Raw genomic sequence first — 23,123 nt, 5'->3', positions numbered from 1 at the left:
CTGAACCCCCATGAGCGGCACTCACCACCGACCTGCGCTGTGTCCGCTCGGCGGCGAACCGCACGCGTGGCACAGCAACTAATTTACGGGGATGTTAGCGCCTGGTGGGCCGCACCATCGTCAACACAAACGGTCCGGCGCCGGAGGTGTCAGCATGCGGGTGAGGAGCTGACGCGCGACCTTGGTCACGAGTGTCCTGTCGTTGGTGAGCGCCACATCGAAACGTCGGTCAGTGCCGTTGCTCGCGCGCTCGGAATCGGTGACTTCGAGGGACACCAGGGCGGCGGCGATGTTCGCCCCCAACGCGAGGACGATCCACTGGCTCTCGAGAGAGTCCCCCGGCGCGAATCGCACCCCTCTGATGCCGCAGCCGAGGTCTTCGTCGAGGCCGCAGCCGAACACGGCGACCAACGGACTGTGTGTCGCGAGACGTCGGTAGCGGGTGCGGGTGTCTCCGGTGAAGAATCGTGCGTCTTGCAGCGCTGCGAGCACCATCGGGGGATCGGGTGCTTCCAGCGCCTGTTGTTCGAGGGACAACGACAGAGCGAGGACGGTGTCCCGGCGTTGTCGACGCAGTATCGGATTGCCTCCCACCGCCGCGAACGGGGATCCCGGATCCACGCAGGGAGACTGGGTCCTGATCGCCGGCGGCAGCACACCGGTGCCGGCCCCGGGGCTCAACGGGCTGGGATGCCCGAACCGGAAGCCCTGCCCCAGCGTCGCGCCCAGCGCCAGAGCGCGATGAAGGTGCTCGGCTGTCTCGATTCCTTCGGCCAGCACCTGCGCGCCTGCGTGCTCATGGTGCGCCAGCACCGCCGCCCAGGTCCGTGCCTGTCGGTAATGCGGTTGTGACTGCACGAGCGCGAGATCGAGTTTGATGACATCAGGTGCCAGGACGTCGAGCAGGGCCAGTGAGCTCAGTTCCGCGCCGACATCATCGAGCGCGAAGGCGAACCCGTCCCGGCGCATCGCCACCACCTTCCGCAGTAGATCGGGCGGGTGGGTGAGCAGGCTGCGTTCGGTCACTTCGAAGACGATCTGGAATCGCTCGGCGCCGTGCGCCAGTATCCGGCTGTCGGCAGGGCTGAGATAGGGCGTTGTCGCCTCGCAGTTGATGAACACGGCGCTGCCCGGTGGCAGGCCGGCGTCCAGCGCGCCGACGACGGCCGTCTCTATGCACTTGCGTTCCAGCGCACCCGCCCGGCCGGTTCGTGCGGCGTGGGCGAAGACGTCGCCGGCGTCACCGGCGCCGAGGTGGGTCCACCGTGCCAGGGCCTCGAACCCGACTCGCCCCCCGTCCTGTAGCGAGACGATGGGCTGGAACACCGTCTCGAGACCCTCGCCGGCCGCTGCGGCGTCCAGCTCACGGCGCGACGGCGGCCATGCGGTCTCGGCGCGCCTCACGAGGTGCTCGCGCAACGGACCACGTAACTGCGCACGCCGCTCCTGCCCTCGGTGGCTGATCGATGCATTTGATTGCTGATAGTGCCAGACGGAACCCGATACCGACGCTGGATGCTGGTCTGTTCACGGTCGGGACGTGGAAGGCACGGCGAACGCCGCGGCGCGGGCGCAGGTGAGGCACATGGTTGCGAGCGTCACGTGAGACGCTGAGCGTCGCTTGCCCGTCAACGATTCGCGGTGGGACACCGAACCATGAGAAGTCACAGGCGCGACCCGGCGCTTCCGCACCCGCCGTGGCGGGTCCCCCTGCTCGGTGACGTGTTCGGCTTCCATGCCGACACGCCGAGCCAGTCGGCGGTCGACATGGCGCGGCTGGGGCCGATCTTCGAGTTCACCTTCCTCGGCGCGCGCTGGGTGGTCGCGGCCGCCGCCGACGTGGTGGCCGACCTCAACGACGAGACGCGATTCTGCAAGCACATCGGGCCCGACATCGAGGCGCTGCGGGTGATCGGTGGCGACGGGCTGTTCACCGCATACAACGACGAGCCGAACTGGCGTCGGGCCCATGACCTGTTGATGCCGGCGTTCAGCCAGGCCGCCATGCGGCGCTACCACGCCGTGATGCTCGACGTCGCCGCCGAACTGACCGCCCGCTGGGACGACCGGGCGCGCGACGGCAGGACCGTCGACGTCTCGGCGGACACCACCCGTGCCACCCTCGAGACCATCGGCCGCTGCGCGGCGGGATACTCCTTCGGCTGCTTCGCCACCGAGCAGACCCACCCGTTCGTCGACCACATGATCGCGGCGCTCAAAGGCTCGGACTACGTGGGCGTGCTGCGGGAGACCTTCCTGCCCGACGCCGTCACCCGCATCGCCGAGCGGCGAGTTCGCCGCCACGCGGCCTATCTGCACGCCCTGGCCGACGAGATCGTCGCCGAACGCCGAGCGGTGGGCCTGGGCCGCCACGACGACCTGCTCGACACGATGCTCGGCTCCGATCTGGACGCCGCCAACATCCGCTACCAGTTGCTCAACTTCCTGATCGCCGGACATGAAACAACTTCGGGGGCAATGTCTTTCGCACTGTTCTATCTTGCACGGCACCCGGAGGTGGCGGCCAGGGCGCGCGTCGAGGTGGCCGAGGTGTGGGGCGAGGACGACCGCCCGGACTTCGACCGGATCGCCAAGTTGCGCTACGTGCGCCGCGTGCTCGACGAATCCCTGCGGCTGCAGCCGACGGTGCCCGGCTACTACCGCGCCGCCCGCGCCGACACCGTGCTCGGCGGCGTGCACCCGATGAAGGCCGGTGACTGGGCGCTCGCCCTGACCGCGACCCTGCACCGCGACGCCCGGTGGGGTCCCGACCCGGACGCATTCGACCCGGACCGGTTCGCACCCGAGCGGGTCCGGGCCCGGCCCGGCGGGCTGTACAAACCCTTCGGCACCGGCGAGCGGTCATGCATCGGAAGGCAGTTCGCGCTGCACGAGGGCGTGTTGATGCTGGCCGCGCTGATCCGGCGCTACGACCTCATTCCCGAACCCGACTACGAACTGCAGGTCGCCGAGCGGCTGACCATGATGCCGCGCGGGTTCCGGCTCGAACTACACCGCCGCTAGTCGTTGAGCAGCGAGCGCTGGTAGCGCCGCATCCCGGTGATCCAGCGGTCGTGGTCCGCTGCCTTCTGCGCCACCATTCCCGCGACCTCCGGATGCGGCAGCACCCGGAACGTGCCGTCGCGCACCGCCTGGACCGTCAGCCTCGCGACATCGGCGGGTTCGACGACGTTGCCCGCGTTGACGACGGAGTCCGCGCTCAGGCGCACCGCGGTGTCGGCCGAGGCCCGGATCGCCCGCAGCAGCGCGGTGTCCACGCCCATCGGGCAGACACAGGTGACCCCGACGCCGTCGTCGCCGTAGGTGATGGCGAGCCACTCGGCGAACCCCACGGCGGCGTGCTTGCTCACCGCATAGCCGGCCGCGCCGATCTGGGTGAGCAACCCCGCCGCCGACGCCACCGCGACGAAGTGCCCGCCGCCGCGCTGCACCCACTCGGGGATCAGCACGGTCGCGGCGCGGATGTGGGCTCGCAGGTTGATGTCGAGGATCCGGTCCCAGGCCCGCTCGTCGCCGAGACCGGACGCCCCGATGATGCCGGCGTTGGCGACATAGCAGTCCACCGGACCGAATTCGTTGTCGGCCTGGGCGATCAACGCGGCGATGTCATCGGTGTCCGCGGCGTCCGCCCGCATCGCGACCACGCGCCCACCGACCTGGGCGGCGGTACCCTGCACGGCTGCTGCGTCGATGTCGCCGGCCACGACGGCGGCCCCGTGTGAAGCGAATTCGGCGACCAGCGCCCGGCCGATGCCGGACCCCGCTCCGGTGACGATGACGACGCTGTCTTGGATCTGCATGCCACCAGTCTGGTCGGTTACGGGTCTCGCGATGCGGGTACTCCTCGTCTTCAAACGATGAGGCAGGTGATCACCATGGACATCGTCCGCAGCGCGGCGCGGTTCGTGGCCGGGACGGCGAATGCTGCCACGGCCGCGGCCGGCGCGGTGAGCGGCGCCGCGATCAACGGCATCGTGGGCGGCGTCACCGGTACCGCCGCCGGAATCCGCAACGGGCTCAAAGACGGATCCCACTCCACGCCCGCGGCGTTGCTGACGTTCGGCGCAGTCGGCGCCGCCGGACTTGTCGAGTGGCCGGTGCTGGTGACCGTCGGTGGCGCTGCGCTGGTGGCACGCCGGATCGGCCGGCGGGGGAGTGCGCCGCCGCCGTCGCCGGCTCCCGCGGTTCGTGTGCTGACGCCGGTGCCCGACCCCGCTCCGGTCAAGCAGGCCGCCGCACCGGCGAGGACCGCACCCGCCGCGAAGAAGACCGCCACCAAGAAGGCGCCCGCGAAAAAGACTCCCGCGAAGAAGGCCCCCGCGAAGAAGGCGCCCGCGAAGACGGCGACCGCCAAGAGGGCACCCGCCAAGAAGTCCGCCGCGAAGAAACGCGGCTAGCCCCACCCCGCGATTTCGGCGCGCGTTCGTTCACTCAGCGAACGAGAACGCGCCGAAATCACTCCTATGTCTAGCCGAAGTGCACACCCTGGGCGAGCGGCAGCTCCGACGAGTAATTGACCGTGTTGGTGGCCCGGCGCATGTAGGCCTTCCAGGAGTCCGACCCGGATTCGCGGCCGCCGCCGGTCTGCTTCTCGCCGCCGAAGGCCCCGCCGATCTCGGCGCCCGAGGTGCCGATGTTGACGTTGGCGATGCCGCAGTCCGAGCCGTCGGCGGCCAGGAACCGCTCGGCCTCCCGCACGTCGACGGTGAAGATGGCCGACGAAAGCCCCTGCGGTACCGCGTTGTTCAACTCGATCGCCTCGTCGAGCCCGTCGTAGGTGAGTACATAGAGGATCGGTGCGAAGGTCTCGTTGTGCACCAGGTCGGTCTGCGCGGGCATCCGCACCACGGCGGGCGTGACGTAGAACGAGGTGTCGCCCGAGTCGCCGTCGAATATGCAGCGCTCACCGCCGAACACCTCGCCGCCGTCGGCGCGGGCCTGCTCGAGGGCTCCGACCATGTCCCGGTACGCGGTCTCGTGGATCAGCGGCCCGACCAGGGTGCCGTCGGCACCCGGATCACCCACCGGCAACTGGCGATACGCGGCGACGATGCGGTCGACGAGCTCGTCGGCCACCGACCGGTGCACGATCAGTCTGCGCATCGTCGTGCACCGCTGGCCCGCCGTCCCGGCCGCCGAGAACACGATCGCGCGGACGGCGAGATCCAGGTCGGCCGAGGGCGTCACGATCGCGGCGTTGTTACCGCCGAGCTCCAGCAGCGCCTTGCCGAACCGCTGGGCGACCCGCGGTCCGACCTCACGGCCCATGCGCACCGAGCCGGTCGCCGAGACCAGGGCGACCCGCGGATCGTCGATGAGCCGCTCGCCGACCTCGCGGCCGCCCAGCACCAGCCGGCTGACCGCAGGGGGCGCGCCGACGTCGGCGGCGGCACGCTCGATCAGGGCCTGGCACGCGACGGCCGTCAGCGGGGTCAGCTCGGACGGCTTCCACACGACGGTGTCGCCGCACACCAGCGCCACGGCGGTGTTCCACGCCCACACGGCGACGGGAAAGTTGAACGCGGTGATCACGCCGACCACTCCGAGCGGGTGCCACGTCTCCATCAGCCGGTGGCCGGGCCGCTCAGAGGCGATGGTGCGGCCGTAGAGCTGGCGCGACAACCCCACCGCGAACTGGCAGATGTCGATCATCTCCTGCACCTCGCCCAGGGCCTCCGAGCGGATCTTGCCCGCCTCCAGGGTGACCAGGGCGGCGAGGTCGGACTTGTGCTCGACGAGGAGTTCACCGAGCCGCGCCACCAGGGCGCCGCGCACCGGCGCAGGTGTGGTGCGCCACACCGTGAACGCCTGCGCCGCTTCGGCGATGGCCGCGTCGGTCTCCGGGCCCGTGGTCTCGGTGACGGTGCCGAGCACCTCGCCGGTGATCGGCGTGCTCGCGGGCATGCCGGGTCCGCCGGCTTCGCCGAGCTCGACACGGGAGCCGATGGCGCGCAACGCGTCCGCCACCCGGCCGCGCAGTTCGGCGGCGGTCGGCAGCGGCGCCGTGGTGGTCGTGGTGGTCATGATGTCCCTTCTTCCCGGGGTGTGGAGCGATACAGTGCGGCCATGGTCGATGCCGACGAACATCCGCACCGGTCGGCGCCGCTCGACGAGATCGACCGGATCCTGGCTCGCGAGCTGGTGGCCGACGGGCGGGCCACGCTGGCCCATCTCGCGGCGAGTGCGGGCCTGTCGGTCTCGGCCGTGCAGTCACGCGTGCGCAGGCTCGAGTCCCGTGGCGTCGTCACCGGGTACCAGGCCCGGCTGAACCCGGAGGCGGTCGGCCACCAACTGTCCGCGTTCGTCGCCATCACCCCTCTCGATCCGTCCCAACCCGATGATGCGCCCACCCGGCTCGAGCACATAGCGGCCATCGAGTCCTGCCATTCGGTGGCCGGCGACGAGAGCTACATGCTGCTGGTGCGGGTCGGCTCGGCGCGGGCACTCGAAGACCTGCTCCAGGAGATCCGCACCGCGGCGAACGTTCGCACTCGAAGCACGATCATCTTACAGACATTTTACGACGGACGGCAAAGCGTGCCGTAATTATTCCTGTCGTGTCGCCTGATCGTCCGATTTATCCGCAGGTCGGCCGGTGATCAGCGCATGGCCTGCGCCGATCGCCACCGCCACCGGCCACTCCACGAGTTCGACCGCCACCAGCGCCGCCAGCGCGCCGTAGAAGGCCAGCTGGTCGGGGCGCGGGAACGGCACCCGGCCGAGCACCGGCAGCTGGAGCGCGAAGCGGTCCGCGCCTGCGACGCGGCGGGCGGTCTCCCGATGGGAGTCCCGGTTCTCGGTCACCTGTTCGTCACCTTCCGTTGTCCGGTGTGTGGCGTGTCCCTCACCGGAGCGGCGATCGCGGCCTCTACCTTGCGAAGTCATGGGCAACCTACTTGCCGGCCTCGGACAGGACGCGCTCCTCGGCGGCGCCGTCCGGGTCCTCACTCCTCCGCTGTGCGACCTCTACGCCCTGCTGGTGCGTGCCGGCGTGGTCGTCATCGAGGACGACTGAGCCGACGCCGGTGACGCGGGCGAGCACGCCGGGAGCCACCGCGGACGCCGCCGTGGCCGCCAGTGCCGCCGTGAAGGCCTGACCCCACGCCACCGGGCCGACCGGTGTGCAGCCGAACAGGTGGCTGATCCCCGGCACACTGATCACCCCGATCATCACCGCGAACGTGCCGACATTCGTGGCCACCACCAGCGGTGCGCGCGAATCGATCAGGGTCTGCAACATCTGCGTGGACACCAGCCCGATCAGGGCGGCGGTGGCGGCGCGGCGCTGGGTCCCGGTGACCCTGGCCATCAGCCACGCCGCGGTGGCGCCGCCGGTGGTGGCCGCGCCGCGGATGGCGATGGCGCGCCACATCGCGTCCTCGTCGCGGTCGGCCCGCCCGTTCTCGGTCTGTTGGCTGACCGCCAGTGCGGCGGCCGGGAGCGCATCGGTGAGCATGTTGACCAGTAGCATCTGCCGGGCGTTGAGCACCGATCGGCCGGTGAGGAGGGAACTGATCAGCGCAAAGCACACCTCACCGGCGTTGCCGCCCAACAACACCGACACCGCCGACTGCACGCGCCGCCACAGCTGGTTGCCCTCGTCGATGGCGTCGAGCAGCGCCTCGATGTGCCCGTCGAGCAGCATCACGTCGGCGGCGGTGCGGGCCGGATCGCTGCCCCGGGAGGCCACCCCGACGCCCACACTGGCCGCCCGGATCGCCGCGGCGTCGTTCGCGCCGTCGCCGACCATCGCGGTCACCAGGTCGATGCGCTCGAGCGCCTGCACCACGTCGATCTTGTGTTCCGGCGACATCCGGGCGAACACCACGCGGTATGCCACCGCATCGGCGCGCTCCTCGGCCGACATGTTCTCCCACGCGTCGCCGGTCACGACGTCGTCCGGGTCGACGTCGAGTCCGAGGTCGTTGGCCACCACCGCCGCGGTGACGGGGTGGTCACCGGTGAGCAGACGCACCCCGATGTCGCGCTGGTCGAGCTGCGCCAGCAGTTCGCGGGCCGCGGGTCGCAGGGTGTCCGCCAGGCCGACCACTCCGAGCGGCCGCAGGTTGCAGCCGCACACCCGCTCGAACGCATCGGGATCCGCGGCCGCCGCGCGGGCCTCCTCGTCGCTCAGGTCGCACTCGGCGACGGCGAGCACGCGCAGCCCGTCGGCGGTCATCTCGTCGAGCAGCCGCGACATCTCCTCGCCGTCGGCGGCGAGTCCGGGCAGGATCCGCTCGGGCGCGCCCTTGATGGTCAGCCGGGTACCGGTGAGCGCCGCGGCGAACGGACGGCCGGATTGGAAGGGCAGCACCGCGTCGGGCACGGCACTGCCGTCCACGCCCGCGGCACGCAGGATGGCGTCGTCGGTGGCGTGCTCTGTGCGCTGACCGTTCTTGACGACGATCGTGGCCGCCGCGCCGGCGAGCACGTCGTCCTCGATGCGTCCCTCGACGGCGCGAAGGGCCTTGACCTGCAACCGGTTCTCACTGAGGGTGCCGGTCTTGTCGAAGCACACCACCTTCACCCGGGCCATCGCCTCGATCGACTGCGGGTTGCGGATCAGCACCGACTCCCCGGAGAGCCTGCGTGCGGCGGCCAGCTGCGCCAGCGTCGCGACCAGCGGCAGCCCCTCGGGGACGGCGGCCACCACCACCCCGACCGCGCTGGACACCGACTCCCGCAGCGGCGTGCGGCGCAGCATGCTCAACACCGCCACCAGGGCGCCGCCGCCGAGGCTCCAGGGCAGCGCGCGGCCGGTGATGTGGCGCAGCTGGGCCTGCAGCCCGATCTCACGCGATGTCGACGGCGCCATCGCCATGGCGCGTTGCATCTCCGACGCTGACCCGACCGCGGTGACGATGCCGACGGCCGTGCCCGCGACCACGGTCGAACCGCCGAACAGCATGCCCGCACGCTCGGCCAGCGGCGCCCCGGGCGTCGCACCGGTCTGCTTGGTCACCGGCAGGGACTCCCCGGTCAGCGACGACTCGTCGACTTCTACATTGATGGCCTCGATGACCCTGGCGTCGGCGGGAACGACTTCGCCGGAACGGATCTCGATGATGTCGCCGGGCTGCAGCCGCTTGGCGGGCACCTCCTCGTCGTTGCCGTCTGCGATGCGGCGGCGCGCCGGCGGGTCCTGCACAGCGAGCAGACGGCGCAGCACGCGCTCGGCGTGCACCTGCTGTTCGGCCGACAGCGCCGCATTGCCCAGCAGCACGCTGCTGACGAGGGCGGCGTCGAAGGGGGAGCCGAGCAGGGCGCTCGCCATCGCGCCGGTCAGCAGGATCGGTGTCAGCGGATCGGACAGGTTGGTGCGCATCGCGCCGACGAAGTCTGCTGCCAGCCGCCATGTTCCGACGGCCGCGGCACGTAGTGGCTTCGGCACCGGGATCACTGAGTCCTCGCCGGAATCGGAGTCGGTGGGCTGGGGCAGCAGCTCGCGCACCTCGTCGACGGGCAGCGCATGCCAGTCGTGGCCCGGTTCGGGGTTGGGCAGCGCGTCCGACATCACCCGGTTGCCCGCGGCGTAGCCCGACAGCAGCCCGGCCATCGCGCTGGCATGGACCGAGACGGGGCCGCGGCCGGGTACGCCGGGGATCAGCATCAGCGCACCCAGCGACGAGCCGGACAGGGACAGCCGAACGCCCTTGTCACTGGCATCGCGGGCGGCGGGTAGCGCGTGCAGCAGCCGCCACACACCGGTGAGGTCGTCGACGAGGAGGTCGGCGCTCCACACCGGCGGCTTCCCGTCGCGCAGCACGCCGACGGTGATATCCGCGCCGTGGGGTGTCGTCATGTCGGCGATGGTGAGCAGAGCGACGGTGGCGCCGTCGGCCTTGGCCGCCGACACGGCATCGGCGAGTGCATCGTCGATCGACTCCTCCAGGGGGTGCAGATGATCGAAACCCTGTGCCAGGGAGCGTAATCCGTCGTCGGCGATGGACACCACCCGCGGCTTGGACCGGCGTGCCTCGGCCACCACCGCCGCCGCGTGCGGATCACGGACATGACTGACGAGCACCTCGCCGTCGTCGCCCGCGTCCGGTATGTCGGCGACAGGATGCCATCCGGCGTCGAGCCTTCCGCCCGCCAGTGCCCGGCGCGCGGCGTCCCACGCGCGGCCACGGTCGGCGTCGGTGACGCCCCGCACCCGGCTGACCATGAGCTCGTCGGTGTGCAGTGCGCGCGGATCGACGACCACGGTGTCGATCCGATCCAGGGTGCGCAGCGCCCGCGGATGAAGCACCAGTCCGCCGTGGCGGGCGGTGAGCCCGCGGCTCAGCGCGCAGGCGAATGCCTCCCGCGTGGTGCGCACCGCCTTGGGCGCGGCCACCACCGCGGCCTCGCCTGCGGTCGCGAGGCTGCCGGACAGCAGACCCAGCGCCACGCCCGCTGCGGTGCCCACCGCGGCGGATCGGTCGGCGTAGTGGTCGGCGCGGCCTTCCCCCGGTGCGACGCGGCTCGTCGGCGGGCGGTCGTGATCTGCGTGCCGGGCCAGTCGCGGCTCGTGTCGGCGCCAGGCCAACCGGTCGTTCCACGCCTCGGCGGCCAGCATCGTGCGTTGGGCCGACTCCGCGGCGGCCGACACCGGCGAGACCGCAAGGGCCGCGGCAGCGGCGTGGACGGTGGCGAAGAACAGGTCGGTGCCGTCGGGGCCGAGCCGACCCTCGACCTGCTTGCGAAGTCGCGGCATGTGGTCGGCGAGGGTCGGAAGGGCGGACACCACGTCGGGGAGCCCGCGTAGCCGCAGCGCGGTGCCGGTCACCGAGAGGCCGAGGCTCGCCAGCGCGACCGCGGCCCCCGCGGTGCGCGCGGCCAGCACCGCATCGTCACCGGGCAGGTTCACCGGCCGGCTGCGGCGCGCGTCGGAGTCGGCGGCCCGCTCGGCCGCGTCGACGGCACGCAACAGCGTGGGCAGCGACGGTCCGTCCTCGTCGATGCTCACCACGATGCGCGAGACGGTCGTGTTGAGCGACGCCGACCGCACGCCGGTCATGCCCTTGACCGCTCGGATGGCCTCTGCGGCAATGGCCTTGCCGTGTGGCCCGCCGAGTCCTCGCACCTCGACCCAGCAGCGGCCGCCACGGGCCTGGCAGCGACGGGCGGGTGGGCCGCCGACGGCCTCGAGGGCCACGGCGGCGGCGGTGCGGCTCAACGTCTCGGCGGCGCGGAGCGGAGCGGTCAGCAGTCCGTAGCCGGGAGGTTTGAGCATCCCTTGCCGGTACCCGCTGATTACATGCGCCACACGCACGCGTCAATAGGAATACTTGTGGTTGCACGTGTGAACCAAAGGAAATATTACGATAGGATGCCCGAATGACCGACTTGATGATGCGCCCCGGCCTCGCAGCCGACGACGTCCGTGACGTGCTCGGCCGCAGCCTGCTCACCGACGGTCTGGACTTCGTCCTCGACCTAGAGCGTTCCCGCGGGGCGTGCCTGGTCGACGCCCGCAACGGGGACCGGTATCTCGACATGTTCACGTTCTTCGCGTCGTCGGCGCTGGGGATGAACCACCCGGCCCTGGCCGACGACGACGCGTTCCGCGCCGAACTCGCGGCGGCCGCCGTGAACAAGCCGAGCAACTCCGACGTGTACACCGTCCCGATGGCCCGCTTCGTCGACACGTTCGCCCGGGTGCTCGGCGATCCGGCGCTGCCGCACCTGTTCTTCGTCGACGGCGGGGCACTGGCCGTCGAGAACGCCTTGAAGGTGGCCTTCGACTGGAAGAGCAGGCACAACGAGGCGCACGGGATCGACCCGGCGCTCGGGACGCGGGTGCTGCACCTGCGCGGGGCGTTCCACGGTCGCAGCGGATACACGTTGTCGCTGACGAACACCGACCCGAACAAGGTGGCGCGGTTCCCGAAGTTCGACTGGCCGCGAATCGACGCACCGTGTCTGCGACCGGGTCTGGACGACGACGCCATGACCGCGCTCGAGGCCGAGTCGCTGCAGCAGGCCCGCGCCGCCTTCGACGCGCATCCGCACGACGTCGCGTGTTTCCTCGCCGAACCCATTCAGGGTGAGGGCGGTGACCGGCACTTCCGGCCGCAGTTCTTCGCGGCGATGCGCGATCTGTGCGACGAGCACGACGCGCTGCTGATCTTCGACGAGGTGCAGACCGGTTGCGGGATGACCGGAACCGCATGGGCCTACCAGCAACTGGGCGTGGCACCGGACGTGGTGGCCTTCGGCAAGAAGACCCAGGTGTGCGGGGTGATGGCGGGCCGTCGGGTCGACGAGGTCGCCGACAACGTGTTCCGGGTCGGCTCGCGGATCAACTCGACGTGGGGCGGCAACCTCACCGACATGGTGCGCGCCCGCCGCATCCTCGAGGTGATCGAGTCCGACGACCTGATGGCACGCGCAGGCAAGGCCGGCAGGTATCTCTGCGACGGACTCGACCGGTTGGCCGCCGACTTCCCGGGCGTGGTCGGCGACGTCCGCGGCCGCGGATTGATGTGCGCGTTCAGCCTGCCGTCGGCCGCGCAGCGCGACGCGCTGATCGCGCGGCTGTGGGAGCTGCGGGTGATCATGCTCGCCAGCGGAGCCGACTCCGTGCGGTTCCGGCCGCCGCTGACCGTGACGCGCGACGAGATCGACGCCGCGCTCGCGGCGGTGCGCACCGCGCTCAGCTCGTCGCGCGCCGGATGATGGAGCGCAGCCGGGGCAGCTCGTCGCGGCCGACCAGTTCGCAGCCGTGCCGTTCGGCGAGTCGCCGTGCAGCAGGCGTGAAGTCGTGGTTGGTGACCACCATCGTCCGGACGCAGTCCTGCATGGGTGCGCCGGCAACCACCTCCTGAACGGCGGCGGTGCCCACCGGCCTCGCCTGGCGCTTGCACTGGATGGCCAGCCGGTTGGGCCGGTGTCCGACGATGATGTCGACGCCCCAGTCGCCGGTGATCGCGGTCATGATCACCGGCACCCCGCAGGACCTGGCGATCCGCGCGACGTGGTCCTCGAACTCGGTGCCCGACATCGCCGCCGCCGGATCCTCACGCGGCCCCGGTGTGCCCGCACCGGCGATCGCGCCGCGCAGGAAGTGCGCGGCGGCCACCGCGACCACAGGTGCGGCAACTCCTGCGGCGAGGCACCACACCGGATCGAGGCCCCACAGAAAGGAGGCCACGCCCGCGACGGCGGCGAGCAGCACGAACCACTTGACGCGCGCCACGGCGCAATCGTAGGAGCGGGTGCCGACAACTACCGCGGCCGACTACTGCGAGCCGTCGCCCTCCTGGATACCCCGCCACACCCGGGCCGGGGTCATCGGCAGCTGGTGCGGCCGCACGCCGCAGGCCCTGGCGATCGCATTGGCCAGCGCAGGAGCCACCGGGTTGTACGGTGACTCGCTCATCGACTTGGCGCCCCGCGGACCGAGCACGTCGTAGGTGTCGGCGAAGTAGACCTCGGTCACCGGCACGTCGGCCAGCTGGGGGATGTGGTAGTTGCGCAGCTCCCTGGTGAGCACCGTCCCGTCCGGGCCGACGTGCATCTCCTCGTACAGTGCGGAGCCGATGGCCTGTGCCACACCGCCTTCCACCTGCCCGCGGCACTGCTCGGGGTTGAGCACGACGCCGGCGTCGGCCGTCTGGATCGACTGCAGGATCCGCACCCGCCCGGTCTCGACGTCGACCGCCACCCGGAACGCCTGCACGTTGAACGCCACCGACCGTGGCGTGCCGTCGTGCCTGCCGTAGCCGGCGGTGTTGCCGCCGAGGCCGGCGAAGGACACGAAGCGCTCGCCGCACTGCACACCCGACGCGGTGAGCGTGCACGCCGACACGTCGGCGCCGGTGCGGTCGGCCGCATCGGCCAGCACCGCGGCCCGCAGCTCGCGGCACGCGTCGAGCACCGCGCGGCCGGCCACCACCGTCCCGGCCGAACCGAACGCGCCGGTGTCGTAACGGGTGCTGTCGGTGTCGGACTGGCGCAACCGCACCCGGTCGGCGGTGGTGTTCATCTCGTCGGCCACCAACTGGGTGTGCACGGTGGACGTGCCGTTGCCGAACTCGGCGGTGCCCACGCTCAACGTGTACATCCCGTCGGTGTCCACGCTCAGCGACGCCTCGGCGAAGTGGCCCCGCGGCGGGATGGTGGCGATCATCGCCACCGCCATGCCCTCGCCGACCCGCCACTGGGCGCCCGGAGGCGGCGCCACTCCGTTGCCCGCCGCCAGCGCGGCCTGCGCGAGGTCGAGGCACTGGTCGAGTCCGTAGCTGCCGAACGTCAGGTCGTCGTGCGCGGAGGTCGCGTCGACGAAGGGGTCCCCGGGCACCACCACGTTGCGCCGGCGCAGGTCGAACGGGTCGACGCCGAGCCGCTGAGCCAGCTCGTCGAGCGCCGACTCGATGGCGAAGATCAGCTGTCCCAGGCCGTATCCGCGGAACGCCCCCGACGGCAGGTTGTTGGTGTAGACGGCCTGGGCGTCGACTCTCTTGTTCGCGCAGCGGTACACGGCCACCGACTCGCTGCACCCGTGGAACAGCACGCCGATGCTGTGGTTGCCGTAGGCGCCTGCGTCGCTGAGCACGTCGACGGCCAGGGCCGTGAGCACGCCGTCGGCTCGCGCTGCGACCGTCGCCTCGATCCGGAAAGGATGCCGGCAGGGCGCCATGGTGAATTCGTCGGTCCTGCTGAACTCGAAGCGCACCGGCCTGCCCAGCCGGAGCACCGCCAGCGCCACCAGGTCCTCGACGAGCATCTCCTGCTTGCCACCGAATCCGCCGCCCACCCTGCCGGTGACCACGTGCACCTGCTCGCGGGCCAGCCCGAAGACGCGGCACAGTTCGTCGCGCACCAGGAACGGCACCTGCGAACTGGTCCTGATCACCAGCCGGCCCCGGTCGTCGGTCCACCCGGTGCAGCCGTGGGTCTCCAGGTGCGCGTGCTGCACGCGTTGCGTCGTCCACCGGCCGCGCACCACCGCGCCGCCACCGGCGAGCGCCTCGGCCACGCCGGCCTCGACGTCGCCTGCGCCGCCGTGAAATTCCGCGACGGTGTTGCGCGCCGGGTCGGCGATACGCGAATCGGCGCCCTTGTCCCCGTGCACCAGCGGCGCGCCCGCAGTCCTGGCCTCGTCCGGATCGAACACGGCGGGCAGCTCCCGGTACTCCACGGCGATCAGCCGGCAGGCCTGCTCGGCGATCCCGGGGCTGTCGGCCACCACCGCGGCGACCCGCTGGCCGACGAAGCGGACGGTGTCGTCGAGCACCCGGGTGTCGTCGGGGTCGTCGAGTCGGTTCTCGTGGCGGGCGGTGGAGAACGCGACCGGCGGACTGTCGCGGTGGGTGAGCACCAGGTGCACGCCAGGCAGCCCCGCGGCCGCGGTGGTGTCGATCGCCTCGATGCGGGCGTGCGGCACCGGGCTCGTCAGCACCGCGATGTGCAGCAGTCCCGCCGGGGTGACATCCATGGTGTAGCGCTCGGCGCCGGTGACGACCCCGATGGCCGCAGGCGCACCGATCGACCGGCCGGTGTCACCGTGGCCTGCCGACTTGTCGGTGTTGACACGACCCACCAGGGCGTCGGTGATCGCGCGGTAGCCGGTGCACCGGCACAGGTTGCCCTTCAGATGCTGCGGCAGGTCCGCCATCTGCTCCTCGGTGAGGGCGGCGGCGGTGGTGACCATCCCCGCGGTGCAGAAGCCGCACTGGAATCCGGCCGCCTCGACGAAGCGGCGCTGCATCGGGTGCAGGTCACCGGGGGTGCCGAGACCCGCCACCGTGGTCACGCGCCTGCCCGCGGCCCGGAACGCCGGCACCACGCAGGAGTGCACCGGCGCGCCGTCGAGCAGCACCGAGCAGGCTCCGCAGTCCCCGGCGTCGCAGCCCTTCTTGACCTCGACGCGGCCGTGCTCCCGCAGCAGCGTCCGCAGACACTGGCCCGGCCGGGGGTCGGCCTCCAGCGCGTCGCCGTTGATTTCGAACCTCATGCCAGCTCCGCGCAGACCTGACCGGCCAGCAGCAGCGCCATCGCGCGCCGCCAGTCCGGATCGCCGTGCGCGTCGCGGGTCCACGCCGTGTCCGGAATGCCGGCGTGTGCCGTCCTCAGCGAGTCGGGATCAGGCACACCGTCGAACCGGAACACGTACGGGCGCACGGTGGCGGCGGTGACCGACAGCACGAACGCCCCACCGTCGGGGCCGGCATCGCGGCGGCCGATCACCACCACGCCGGAGCGGCCCAGCGGCGCGGCGGCGAGTTTGCGGAAGGCAGTGCGGGCAAGGAGCGCCGCGGCGGGCAGATGCACCGACCTGAGCACGTCGCCGACGGCCAGCGCCGTGCTGCCTGCACCGATCACCAGTTCGCCGACGGAGATGCGGTAGTCGTGGCCGCCTGCGCGCCACACCGTCGCCACACCGTCGAGCGCGGTGGCCAGCGAGATCATCGCGCCGGCGGGCAGGCCGAGGCAGATGTTGCCACCGACTGTCGCCGCGCCCCAGATCTTGAACGACGCCAGCAGCGCGCTGCAGCACTGGTGCAGCAACGGCGCCGCAGACCAGTCCGGCCTGTCCGCCGCCAGCCGCGCGCTCAGCGCCGACACCTCGGCGACCGTGCACGTCGCCGCGAGCTCGACACCCGTGTCACCCACGGTGATCGACGGCCAGCCCAGTGCCGTCACGTCGACCAGGCGGCGCACCTGGGGCTGCGGTTCGGAGAACAACCAGGTACCGCCGGCCAACACCGCATCGCCGAGGCCGAGCGGCCACAGCCCATCGCGGTCGGTGGGGAAGTCGACCACCCCGACGGTGTTGAGGTCCACTCATCGACGGTAGTCACGCACCACACCGTCCGCATGCCGACCGGGCAAGTGATCCATATCCACAAAACGATGCGCATTCTGGCTGTCGGAACGAATTTCCCGGTCCACACCGAGCGATAATCTGCAGGTCATGACCGATCAGCTGGCCGACGGCGACGGGAGGATGGCCCCACTCGAGCACGCTTTCGCGAGCGGGCAGTCGCAGCGGGTCGGCTGGTTCCGGTTCTACTTCGACGACGAACGTTGGGAATGGTCGCCCCAGGTCGAGCGGATGCACGGTTACGAGCCCGGCACCGCGGAGCCGACCACCGCGCTCGTGCTGTCGCACAAGCACCCCGACGACTACCGGGAGGTTGCGGCCACCCTCGACGAGATCCGGCGGACCGCGGGCGCGTTCAGTACGCGGCACCGCATCATCGACACGCACGGGGAGGTGCATCACGTCGTGGTGGTGGGCGACCACCTGCACGGCGAGTTCGGTGCGGTGATCGGCACCCACGGCTTCTACGTCGACGTCACCCCGTCACACAACGAGGGCATCACCGAAGCGGTGGCGGAGATCGCCGAGGCCCGCGGCGCGATCGAACAGACCAAGGGCATGCTCATGGTGGTCTACCGGATCACCGCCGAGTCGGCGTTCGAGCTGCTGAAGTGGCGTTCCCAGGAGACCAACGTCAAGCTGCGGACGCTGTCGGAGCAGATCGCCGAGGACTTCCTCGCGCTGCAGTACGACGAGACGCTGCCGGCGCGCGGTGAATACGACCGATTGTTGCTGACGGCACACCTGCGCGTGCGGTCCTGAGGTTTATCCCGTCGCTGGTCAGGGAATATCCCCGGCGTGTTGCAGAACCCCAACGAGCTGCGTTCGGCTGAGGCCGGTGTTCGTGACGCCCTGCGCTTCGCGCTCGTCGTCGCGGTGGCCGCAGCAGGGTTTCTGGCCGTCGCCGCCGTCTGGGTGAGCACCTGCAGCGGCTCGGTGGCCGACGCCCTGGCCTGCGGAGCCCCGCAACGCACCATGCTCGCCATGGGCGCGCCGGCCATCCTGCTGCTCGGCGGGCTGCGCGCATTCGTGCGCACATATCAGAGCTGGCGGCGCAACGAGGCGTCGTGGGCCTGGCAGGGCGCCGGGTGGGTCCTGCTCACGCTGATGCTGCTCGTGCTCACCACCAGCACGCCGGCCCTTGCCGGACCGGTGTTCGGCTGACGAAACGGCCCGCCACCTCGCGTGCCGTCACCGCATTCGATTGAAGGAGTCACCATGAAGAGCCCTGAGGACCCCGTCGACCACGCACGGACCACCCGTCCGCATGCCGGCGAGACGATGAAGGACACCAAGAACCTGCCGGCACTGATCCTGCTCGGCATCGCGATGGCCGCGTTCGTGGGGGCGCTGGCCGCGACCGCCAGCGGCCATGGTGACGTCGGCGTGATCCTGGGCTCCATCTCGGCGGTCGTGTTCGTCGTCTCCGGCGTCTGGTTCCTCGTCGAGCACCGCCGGGTGCGGGGGATCGAGGAGCGCTGGCATGCCGAGCACCCCGACACCTCGCGGCAGACCCCCAGCAGCTAGGGCTGACCGCACGCACAAAAGAGGCCCAGCCGATCGGCTGGGCCTCTTTCGTGTGTCCGTTCTACTGCTCGGACTTCTGCCGTTCTTCGGCTGTCTTGGCGCCTGCGCGGGCCGACTCTGCTTCGGCTTCCTTCTTCGCGGCGTCCTGCTGTGCGTCCGCCTTGTCCTGCTGGGCCTTGCCCTCGCGGACCATGTCGTCACGTCCGGTGACGGTACCGACCGTTTCCTTGGCCTTACCCTTCACGTCCTCGACGACGCCCTTGATGCCTTCTTCGGGACCACTGTTCTTCTCGGTCATACTCACCTTCCGACTTGATCGTGAGTGTTCACGACGGGGCACGTCCCCACGGACGCAGTGTTCCCGAGGACCGCTGCGGGTAAACCCGTCGCGCCTGCTGGTCGGCTGTGCGGGCGCTGACCACTGCGTCAGCCCGGAAGCGTCTCGCCACCGATCGGGGCGAGCACCTCGCCGCTGTAGTACGACGACATCGTGCCGGACGCGAAGAACACGTACGACGGCGCGATCTCGTCGGGTTGCGCCGCCCGGCCGAATGGCGTCTGTTCACCGAAGGATTCGGTCTTCTCGGCATCCATCGTGGCCGGGATCAGCGGTGTCCACACCGGACCGGGCGCCACACAGTTGACTCGAATCCTGCGATCCGCCAACGACTGTGCGAGCGAGTAGGTGAGCGCGAGGATCGCGCCCTTGGTCGCCGAGTAGTCGATCAGTGTCTTGTTGCCGCGCAGGCCGTTGATCGATCCGGTGTTGATGACGGCGCCGCCGTCGGGCAAATGCGCGAGCGCCGCCTTGGTCACCCGGAAATAACTGTCGATGTTGACCGAGAAGGTGCGCCGCCACTGCTCGTCGCTGATGTCGGTGAAGTCCTCGGTGGGATTCTGATACGCGACGTTGTTCACCAGGATGTCGAGGCCGCCGAACTCATCGACGGTGCGGGACACCACATCTCGACAGTGCTGGGCGTCACCGAGATCGCCGGGCAGCAGCACGCTTCGCCGGCTCGCCGCCTCCACCAGCTACACCGTATGGCGGGCGTCGTCGTCCTCGTCGAGATAGGCGATGGCGACGTCCGCGCCCTCCTTGGCGAACGCTGCGGCGACGGCGCGGCCGATGCCGGAATCGCCTCCGGTGATCAGCGCCCGCTTGCCGGCGAGCAGGTCGCGGCCGACGTAGTCGCGCATCTCGTCGCGCGGCGCCCGGTCCATGTCCGCCGTCCGGCCGGGATAGGCGATGACGCCTTCGGGTTCAGTCACGTGTTCTCCTCGCGTCGGGGCGTCGATGTCCATGCGTCGGGTATCCGTCCCCAGCTGGTCGAAACGACCTGTCGCGCCGATGAAATCCACTTTGCGAACCCGGCCCGGTCGCTTTGCGAAATCTCTAACGTTCGACGTTTATGGCCCTGAGGGGTCGGATAACCGTCGCCGCATGACCGACCGTGCGCGTGTGCTGCTCGTCTGGCACGTGCACGGATCGTGGACCCAATCGCTGGTGGCCGGTCCGCACCGCTACCTGATACCCGTCAGCCCCGCCAAGGACGCCGACGGCAAGGGCCTGCTCGGCCGCAATTGGCCGCGTGCGCAGGAAGTTCCGCTCGACGAGCTGGGTGACCGCGACGTCGACCTGGTGGTCCTGCAGCGGCCGGAGGAAGTCGACCTCGCGGCGCGCTGGTTGGGCCGCCAGCCGGGCGTCGACGTACCCGCGGTGTACGTCGAGCACAACGCGCCGCGGCCCTCGGCGGTCGACAGCGTGCACCCGATGGCCGACCGTTCCGACATCCCCGTCGTCCACGTCACCGACTTCAACCAGCTGATGTGGGACAGCGGCCGCGCCCCGACGCGGGTCATCGACCACGGCATCGCCGATCCCGGCGCGCTGTACAGCGGGGAGATCCCCGCCGCGGCGACGATGATCAACGAACCGCTGCGGCGGTGGCGCACGGTGGGCGCGGACCTGCTGCCCGAACTCGGCGAGCACGCGCCCGTCGACGTGTGGGGAATCGACACCGGCGCGCTGGACGACAAGCGGTGGCCCGGCGTGCGCGGCATGGGCGACGTGCCCACCGCGGCGCTCCTGCCCGAGGTCGCACGCCGTCGGGTCTACGTGCACACCGCCCGCTGGACGTCGCTGGGGTTGTCGCTGGTGGAGGCGATGTACCTCGGCATGCCGGTGGTGGCGGTGGCCTCGACGATGGCGCCACTGGTGGTGCCTGCCGAGGCGGGAGTGGTGAGTGCGGACGTCAAGACGCTGGCGTACGCGTTGGAGGGTTTCGTCACCGATCTGCCCGCGGCCACCGCGGCGGGTAAGGCGGCCCGTGATTTCGCGGCGGCGCACTTCGCGCTCGATCGCTTCCTCGCCGACTGGGATGCCCTGGTCGACGAGGTCTGTGCGTGATCTCGAGGGAGGACCTGCGATGAAGATCGCGATGGTTTCCGAACATGCCAGCCCGCTGGCCGCGCTGGGCGGCGTGGATGCAGGCGGTCAGAACGTCCACGTCGCGGCGTTGTCGGCGGCGCTGTTCCGCCGCGGCCACGAGGTGACCGTCTACACCCGTCGCGACGACCCGCACCTGCCGGAACGGGTCGAGACGCCGCAGGGCTACACCGTCGTGCACGTGCCCGCCGGTCCGCCGGAACGGCTGCCCAAGGACGAGTTGCTGGCCCACATGGGCCCGTTCGCGCAGTACCTCGACGAGCAGTGGTCGGCCGACCGGCCCGACGTGGCGCACGCCCATTTCTGGATGTCGGGCATCGCCACCCAGCTGGCCGCCCGCCACCTCGATCTGCCCGCCGTGCAGACCTTCCATGCGCTCGGGGTGGTCAAGCGCAGACACCAGGGTGTCCAGGACACCAGCCCGCAGGACCGGCTCAAACTCGAGGCGATGGTGGCGCGTACCGCCACCTGGGTGGCCGCCACCTGCACCGACGAGGTGTTCGAACTGATGCGGCTCGGCCGGGCGCGGTCCCGCATCTCGGTGGTGCCCTGCGGCGTGGACCTCGACCTGTTCACCCCGGATGGGCCCCGCGCCGAGAAGGGCGCGAAGCACCGCATCGTCAGTGTCGGCAGGTTCGTCCCGCGCAAGGGATTCGACGTGGTGGTGCGTGCGCTGCCTGCGATCGCGGACACCGAACTGGTGATCGTCGGCGGCCCGGATGTGGCCGGCCTCGACGCCGATCCCGAGGCGCGTCGACTGCGTCAGCTCGCCGTCGAACTCGGGGTCGCCGATCGGGTGCACTTCCACGGCGCGGTGGCACGTGAGGCCATGCCTGCCCTGCTGCGGTCGGCCGACGTGGTGGCGTGCACCCCGTGGTACGAGCCATTCGGCATCGTGCCGCTCGAGGCGATGGCCTGCGGCATCCCGGTGGTGGCCTCGGCGGTGGGCGGGATGCTCGACACGATCGTGCACGACGTCACCGGCCGGCTGGTGCAGCCCAAGCGTCCCGGCGAGGTGGCCGATGCGGTCAATCAGCTTCTGCACGACGATTTCCTGCGGCAGAGTTTCGGCGCAGCGGGACGCGACAGGGCCAGGGCGCGCTACTCCTGGGACCGCATCGCCGGCGACACCGTGCGCATCTACGACCGGCTCGTCCCGGCGCCTGCGATGCCGGTCACCGTCCCGACCACTTCGAGCGTGTCGTCCGGATGACCGCCTCGGCCGCCTTCCAGCATCGCCAGCGACTCTTCGACGTGGGCGGGCGGCCGGGTGCAAACGGCGTTTCCAAGATCGAGCCGGGGGTACCTGCGCATGATGCGTGAACTGAAGAAGGTCGTGGTGCTCGGTGGAGCCGGTTTCGTCGGCGGCCATCTCTGCGAACGCCTGCTGGCCGACGGGACCGAGGTCATCAGCGTCGACGACCTGTCGACGAGCGCCCACGACGCGGAGAAGCTGCTGCTGGACCGGCCCGGTTACCAGTTCGTGCAGGCAGACATCAACGAGCCGCTGACCGTGCCGGCCGCGGACGTCGACACGGTGTTCCATCTCGCGTCCCCGGCGTCGCCCGCCGACTACCTGCGGCTGCCGGTGCACACACTGCGCACCGGCGCGATCGGGACGGCGAACGCGCTGGACTTCGCCGGGCGGTGCGGGGCGCGGCTGGTGCTCGCCTCGACCAGCGAGGTCTACGGAGACCCCCTCGAGCATCCTCAGGCCGAAACCTACTGGGGGAACGTCAATCCGATCGGGCCGCGCAGCGTCTACGACGAAGCGAAGCGGTTCGCCGAGGCGTTGACGTTCGCCTACCGGCGTGACCGCGGATCCGACGTCGGGGTGGCACGCATCTTCAACACCTACGGACCGCGCATGCGTCCTGACGACGGCAGGATGGTGCCGACGTTCTGCCGCCAGTCACTGGCCGGCGAACCGATCACGGTCACCGGCAGCGGCGCCCAGACCCGCTCGCTGTGCTACGTCGACGACACCGTGGCCGGACTGATCGCTCTCGCCCGTTCGGAGCACGCAGGCCCGTTCAACATCGGCAACTCCCATGAACTGTCGGTGCTGCACATCGCCGAACTCATCCGCGACCTCGCCGGTGACGAATCGCAGATCCACTTCCTGCCCGCCGTCGAGGACGACCCGCAGCGGCGCTGCCCTGACATCACCGCCGCCGGGGACAGGCTGGGCTGGCAACCGCAGGTGGGCTACCGGGACGGCCTGGCCCGCACCGTCGAGTGGTTCCGTCGGCAGAAAACCGATGCCGTCGACGGATCCGTTGTCCTGCAGTCAGGTTCGAGAGTCTAGGGGAG

At 70.7% G+C, this 23,123-nt stretch carries 19 protein-coding genes and 1 pseudogene; 10 read left to right on the top strand and 10 right to left on the bottom strand.

What is annotated here, in order from left to right:
• Nucleotides 1–120 precede the first annotated feature (120 nt).
• A complete protein-coding gene (locus tag AB0K11_RS03150) occupies nt 121–1,404 on the bottom strand; it encodes an EAL domain-containing protein (RefSeq protein WP_364972051.1) in 1,284 nt (427 codons plus the stop codon).
• A gap of 252 nt (nt 1,405–1,656) precedes the next feature.
• On the opposite strand from AB0K11_RS03150, the gene AB0K11_RS03145 reads away from it, so the two are divergent.
• Nucleotides 1,657–3,024 (top strand): cytochrome P450, encoded by a 1,368-nt coding sequence (locus tag AB0K11_RS03145; RefSeq protein ID WP_364972049.1) that lies wholly within the window; start codon nt 1,657–1,659, stop codon nt 3,022–3,024.
• Here AB0K11_RS03145 and AB0K11_RS03140 read toward each other — a convergent pair.
• A complete protein-coding gene (locus AB0K11_RS03140) occupies nt 3,021–3,821 on the bottom strand; it encodes an SDR family oxidoreductase (RefSeq protein WP_364972047.1) in 801 nt (266 codons plus the stop codon). The genes AB0K11_RS03145 and AB0K11_RS03140 overlap by 4 nt on opposite strands.
• Nucleotides 3,822–3,896: 75 nt before the next feature.
• Between AB0K11_RS03140 and AB0K11_RS03135 the strand changes: the two genes are divergently transcribed.
• Entirely contained in the window at nt 3,897–4,418 is a 522-nt protein-coding gene (locus AB0K11_RS03135) for a hypothetical protein (protein WP_364973680.1), read from the top strand.
• A gap of 70 nt (nt 4,419–4,488) precedes the next feature.
• Here the strand turns inward: AB0K11_RS03135 and AB0K11_RS03130 are convergent, their stop codons facing one another.
• The gene (locus AB0K11_RS03130) at nt 4,489–6,045 is read right to left on the bottom strand and encodes an aldehyde dehydrogenase family protein (protein ID WP_364972045.1); all 1,557 of its coding nucleotides are present in this window, start codon (nt 6,043–6,045) and stop codon (nt 4,489–4,491) included.
• A gap of 42 nt (nt 6,046–6,087) precedes the next feature.
• On the opposite strand from AB0K11_RS03130, the gene AB0K11_RS03125 reads away from it, so the two are divergent.
• Nucleotides 6,088–6,567 carry an Lrp/AsnC family transcriptional regulator gene (locus AB0K11_RS03125; protein WP_364972041.1) on the top strand — a complete coding sequence of 160 codons (480 nt, stop codon included), beginning with the start codon at nt 6,088–6,090 and terminating at the stop codon, nt 6,565–6,567.
• On the opposite strand, the gene AB0K11_RS03120 is transcribed toward AB0K11_RS03125, so the two are convergent.
• Together AB0K11_RS03120 and AB0K11_RS03115 are read right to left on the bottom strand one after the other, a co-directional pair.
• Nucleotides 6,568–6,825, bottom strand: a complete 258-nt coding sequence (locus AB0K11_RS03120; protein ID WP_364972038.1) for a hypothetical protein — start codon at nt 6,823–6,825, stop codon at nt 6,568–6,570.
• A gap of 88 nt (nt 6,826–6,913) precedes the next feature.
• Nucleotides 6,914–11,239, bottom strand: a complete 4,326-nt coding sequence (locus tag AB0K11_RS03115) for a cation-translocating P-type ATPase (protein ID WP_364972036.1) — start codon at nt 11,237–11,239, stop codon at nt 6,914–6,916.
• 104 nt (nt 11,240–11,343) lie between these two features.
• On the opposite strand from AB0K11_RS03115, the gene lat reads away from it, so the two are divergent.
• Entirely contained in the window at nt 11,344–12,684 is a 1,341-nt protein-coding gene (gene lat, locus AB0K11_RS03110) for an L-lysine 6-transaminase (protein WP_364972034.1), read from the top strand.
• Here lat and AB0K11_RS03105 read toward each other — a convergent pair.
• The 3 genes from AB0K11_RS03105 to AB0K11_RS03095 are packed head-to-tail and all read right to left on the bottom strand — an operon-like array spanning nt 12,662 to nt 16,794.
• Nucleotides 12,662–13,204, bottom strand: coding sequence for a restriction endonuclease (locus tag AB0K11_RS03105; RefSeq protein ID WP_364972032.1), 543 nt, complete (start codon nt 13,202–13,204; stop codon nt 12,662–12,664). The genes lat and AB0K11_RS03105 overlap by 23 nt on opposite strands.
• Nucleotides 13,205–13,246: 42 nt before the next feature.
• The gene (locus tag AB0K11_RS03100; protein WP_364972030.1) at nt 13,247–15,964 is read right to left on the bottom strand and encodes a molybdopterin cofactor-binding domain-containing protein; all 2,718 of its coding nucleotides are present in this window, start codon (nt 15,962–15,964) and stop codon (nt 13,247–13,249) included.
• The gene (locus AB0K11_RS03095) at nt 15,961–16,794 is read right to left on the bottom strand and encodes an FAD binding domain-containing protein (RefSeq protein WP_364972028.1); all 834 of its coding nucleotides are present in this window, start codon (nt 16,792–16,794) and stop codon (nt 15,961–15,963) included. The genes AB0K11_RS03100 and AB0K11_RS03095 overlap by 4 nt, the downstream gene beginning before the upstream one ends.
• Before the next feature lie 130 nt (nt 16,795–16,924).
• Here AB0K11_RS03095 and AB0K11_RS03090 point away from each other — a divergent pair, with 130 nt between their 5' ends.
• The 3 genes from AB0K11_RS03090 to usfY are packed head-to-tail and all read left to right on the top strand — an operon-like array spanning nt 16,925 to nt 18,361.
• Nucleotides 16,925–17,596 (top strand): PAS and ANTAR domain-containing protein, encoded by a 672-nt coding sequence (locus AB0K11_RS03090; protein ID WP_364972026.1) that lies wholly within the window; start codon nt 16,925–16,927, stop codon nt 17,594–17,596.
• 36 nt (nt 17,597–17,632) lie between these two features.
• Nucleotides 17,633–17,998 (top strand): hypothetical protein, encoded by a 366-nt coding sequence (locus AB0K11_RS03085; RefSeq protein ID WP_364972023.1) that lies wholly within the window; start codon nt 17,633–17,635, stop codon nt 17,996–17,998.
• A gap of 54 nt (nt 17,999–18,052) precedes the next feature.
• Nucleotides 18,053–18,361 (top strand): protein UsfY, encoded by a 309-nt coding sequence (gene usfY, locus AB0K11_RS03080; protein ID WP_364972020.1) that lies wholly within the window; start codon nt 18,053–18,055, stop codon nt 18,359–18,361.
• Nucleotides 18,362–18,422: 61 nt separating this feature from the next.
• On the opposite strand, the gene AB0K11_RS03075 is transcribed toward usfY, so the two are convergent.
• Complete coding sequence (locus AB0K11_RS03075) at nt 18,423–18,659, bottom strand: CsbD family protein (protein ID WP_269893937.1); 237 nt, start codon at nt 18,657–18,659, stop codon at nt 18,423–18,425.
• A 128-nt stretch (nt 18,660–18,787) separates the two neighbouring features.
• Nucleotides 18,788–19,666 (bottom strand): annotated as a pseudogene (locus AB0K11_RS03070) (SDR family oxidoreductase).
• A gap of 139 nt (nt 19,667–19,805) precedes the next feature.
• Between AB0K11_RS03070 and AB0K11_RS03065 the strand changes: the two are divergent.
• The 3 genes from AB0K11_RS03065 to AB0K11_RS03055 all read left to right on the top strand — a co-directional run bounded on the left by AB0K11_RS03065 (nt 19,806) and on the right by AB0K11_RS03055 (nt 23,118).
• A complete protein-coding gene (locus AB0K11_RS03065; RefSeq protein ID WP_364972018.1) occupies nt 19,806–20,771 on the top strand; it encodes a glycosyltransferase in 966 nt (321 codons plus the stop codon).
• Between the two features lie 19 nt (nt 20,772–20,790).
• Entirely contained in the window at nt 20,791–22,023 is a 1,233-nt protein-coding gene (locus tag AB0K11_RS03060; RefSeq protein ID WP_364972016.1) for a glycosyltransferase, read from the top strand.
• Nucleotides 22,024–22,125: 102 nt separating this feature from the next.
• Nucleotides 22,126–23,118, top strand: coding sequence for an NAD-dependent epimerase/dehydratase family protein (locus tag AB0K11_RS03055; protein ID WP_364973678.1), 993 nt, complete (start codon nt 22,126–22,128; stop codon nt 23,116–23,118).
• Nucleotides 23,119–23,123 lie beyond the last annotated feature (5 nt).

Source organism: Mycobacterium sp. NPDC050551 (assembly GCF_040674075.1).
In the GTDB taxonomy this organism is placed as follows: Bacteria; Actinomycetota; Actinomycetes; order Mycobacteriales; family Mycobacteriaceae; genus Mycobacterium.
This window is presented reverse-complemented; position numbering and strand designations above follow the sequence as displayed.

Excerpts from the sequence above, each read along its gene's own strand:
- AB0K11_RS03115 (WP_364972036.1), bottom strand. The coding sequence starts at position 11,239 with ATGCTCAAACCTCCCGGCTACGGACTGCTGACCGCTCCGCTCCGCGCC.
- AB0K11_RS03140 (WP_364972047.1), bottom strand. The coding sequence starts at position 3,821 with ATGCAGATCCAAGACAGCGTCGTCATCGTCACCGGAGCGGGGTCCGGC.
- AB0K11_RS03135 (WP_364973680.1), top strand. The coding sequence starts at position 3,897 with ATGGACATCGTCCGCAGCGCGGCGCGGTTCGTGGCCGGGACGGCGAAT.
- lat (WP_364972034.1), top strand. The coding sequence starts at position 11,344 with ATGACCGACTTGATGATGCGCCCCGGCCTCGCAGCCGACGACGTCCGT.
- AB0K11_RS03060 (WP_364972016.1), top strand. The coding sequence starts at position 20,791 with ATGAAGATCGCGATGGTTTCCGAACATGCCAGCCCGCTGGCCGCGCTG.
- AB0K11_RS03130 (WP_364972045.1), bottom strand. The coding sequence starts at position 6,045 with ATGACCACCACGACCACCACGGCGCCGCTGCCGACCGCCGCCGAACTG.
- AB0K11_RS03145 (WP_364972049.1), top strand. The coding sequence starts at position 1,657 with ATGAGAAGTCACAGGCGCGACCCGGCGCTTCCGCACCCGCCGTGGCGG.
- AB0K11_RS03055 (WP_364973678.1), top strand. The coding sequence starts at position 22,126 with ATGCGTGAACTGAAGAAGGTCGTGGTGCTCGGTGGAGCCGGTTTCGTC.
- AB0K11_RS03075 (WP_269893937.1), bottom strand. The coding sequence starts at position 18,659 with ATGACCGAGAAGAACAGTGGTCCCGAAGAAGGCATCAAGGGCGTCGTC.
- usfY (WP_364972020.1), top strand. The coding sequence starts at position 18,053 with ATGAAGAGCCCTGAGGACCCCGTCGACCACGCACGGACCACCCGTCCG.
- AB0K11_RS03065 (WP_364972018.1), top strand. The coding sequence starts at position 19,806 with ATGACCGACCGTGCGCGTGTGCTGCTCGTCTGGCACGTGCACGGATCG.
- AB0K11_RS03100 (WP_364972030.1), bottom strand. The coding sequence starts at position 15,964 with ATGAGGTTCGAAATCAACGGCGACGCGCTGGAGGCCGACCCCCGGCCG.
- AB0K11_RS03125 (WP_364972041.1), top strand. The coding sequence starts at position 6,088 with ATGGTCGATGCCGACGAACATCCGCACCGGTCGGCGCCGCTCGACGAG.
- AB0K11_RS03090 (WP_364972026.1), top strand. The coding sequence starts at position 16,925 with ATGACCGATCAGCTGGCCGACGGCGACGGGAGGATGGCCCCACTCGAG.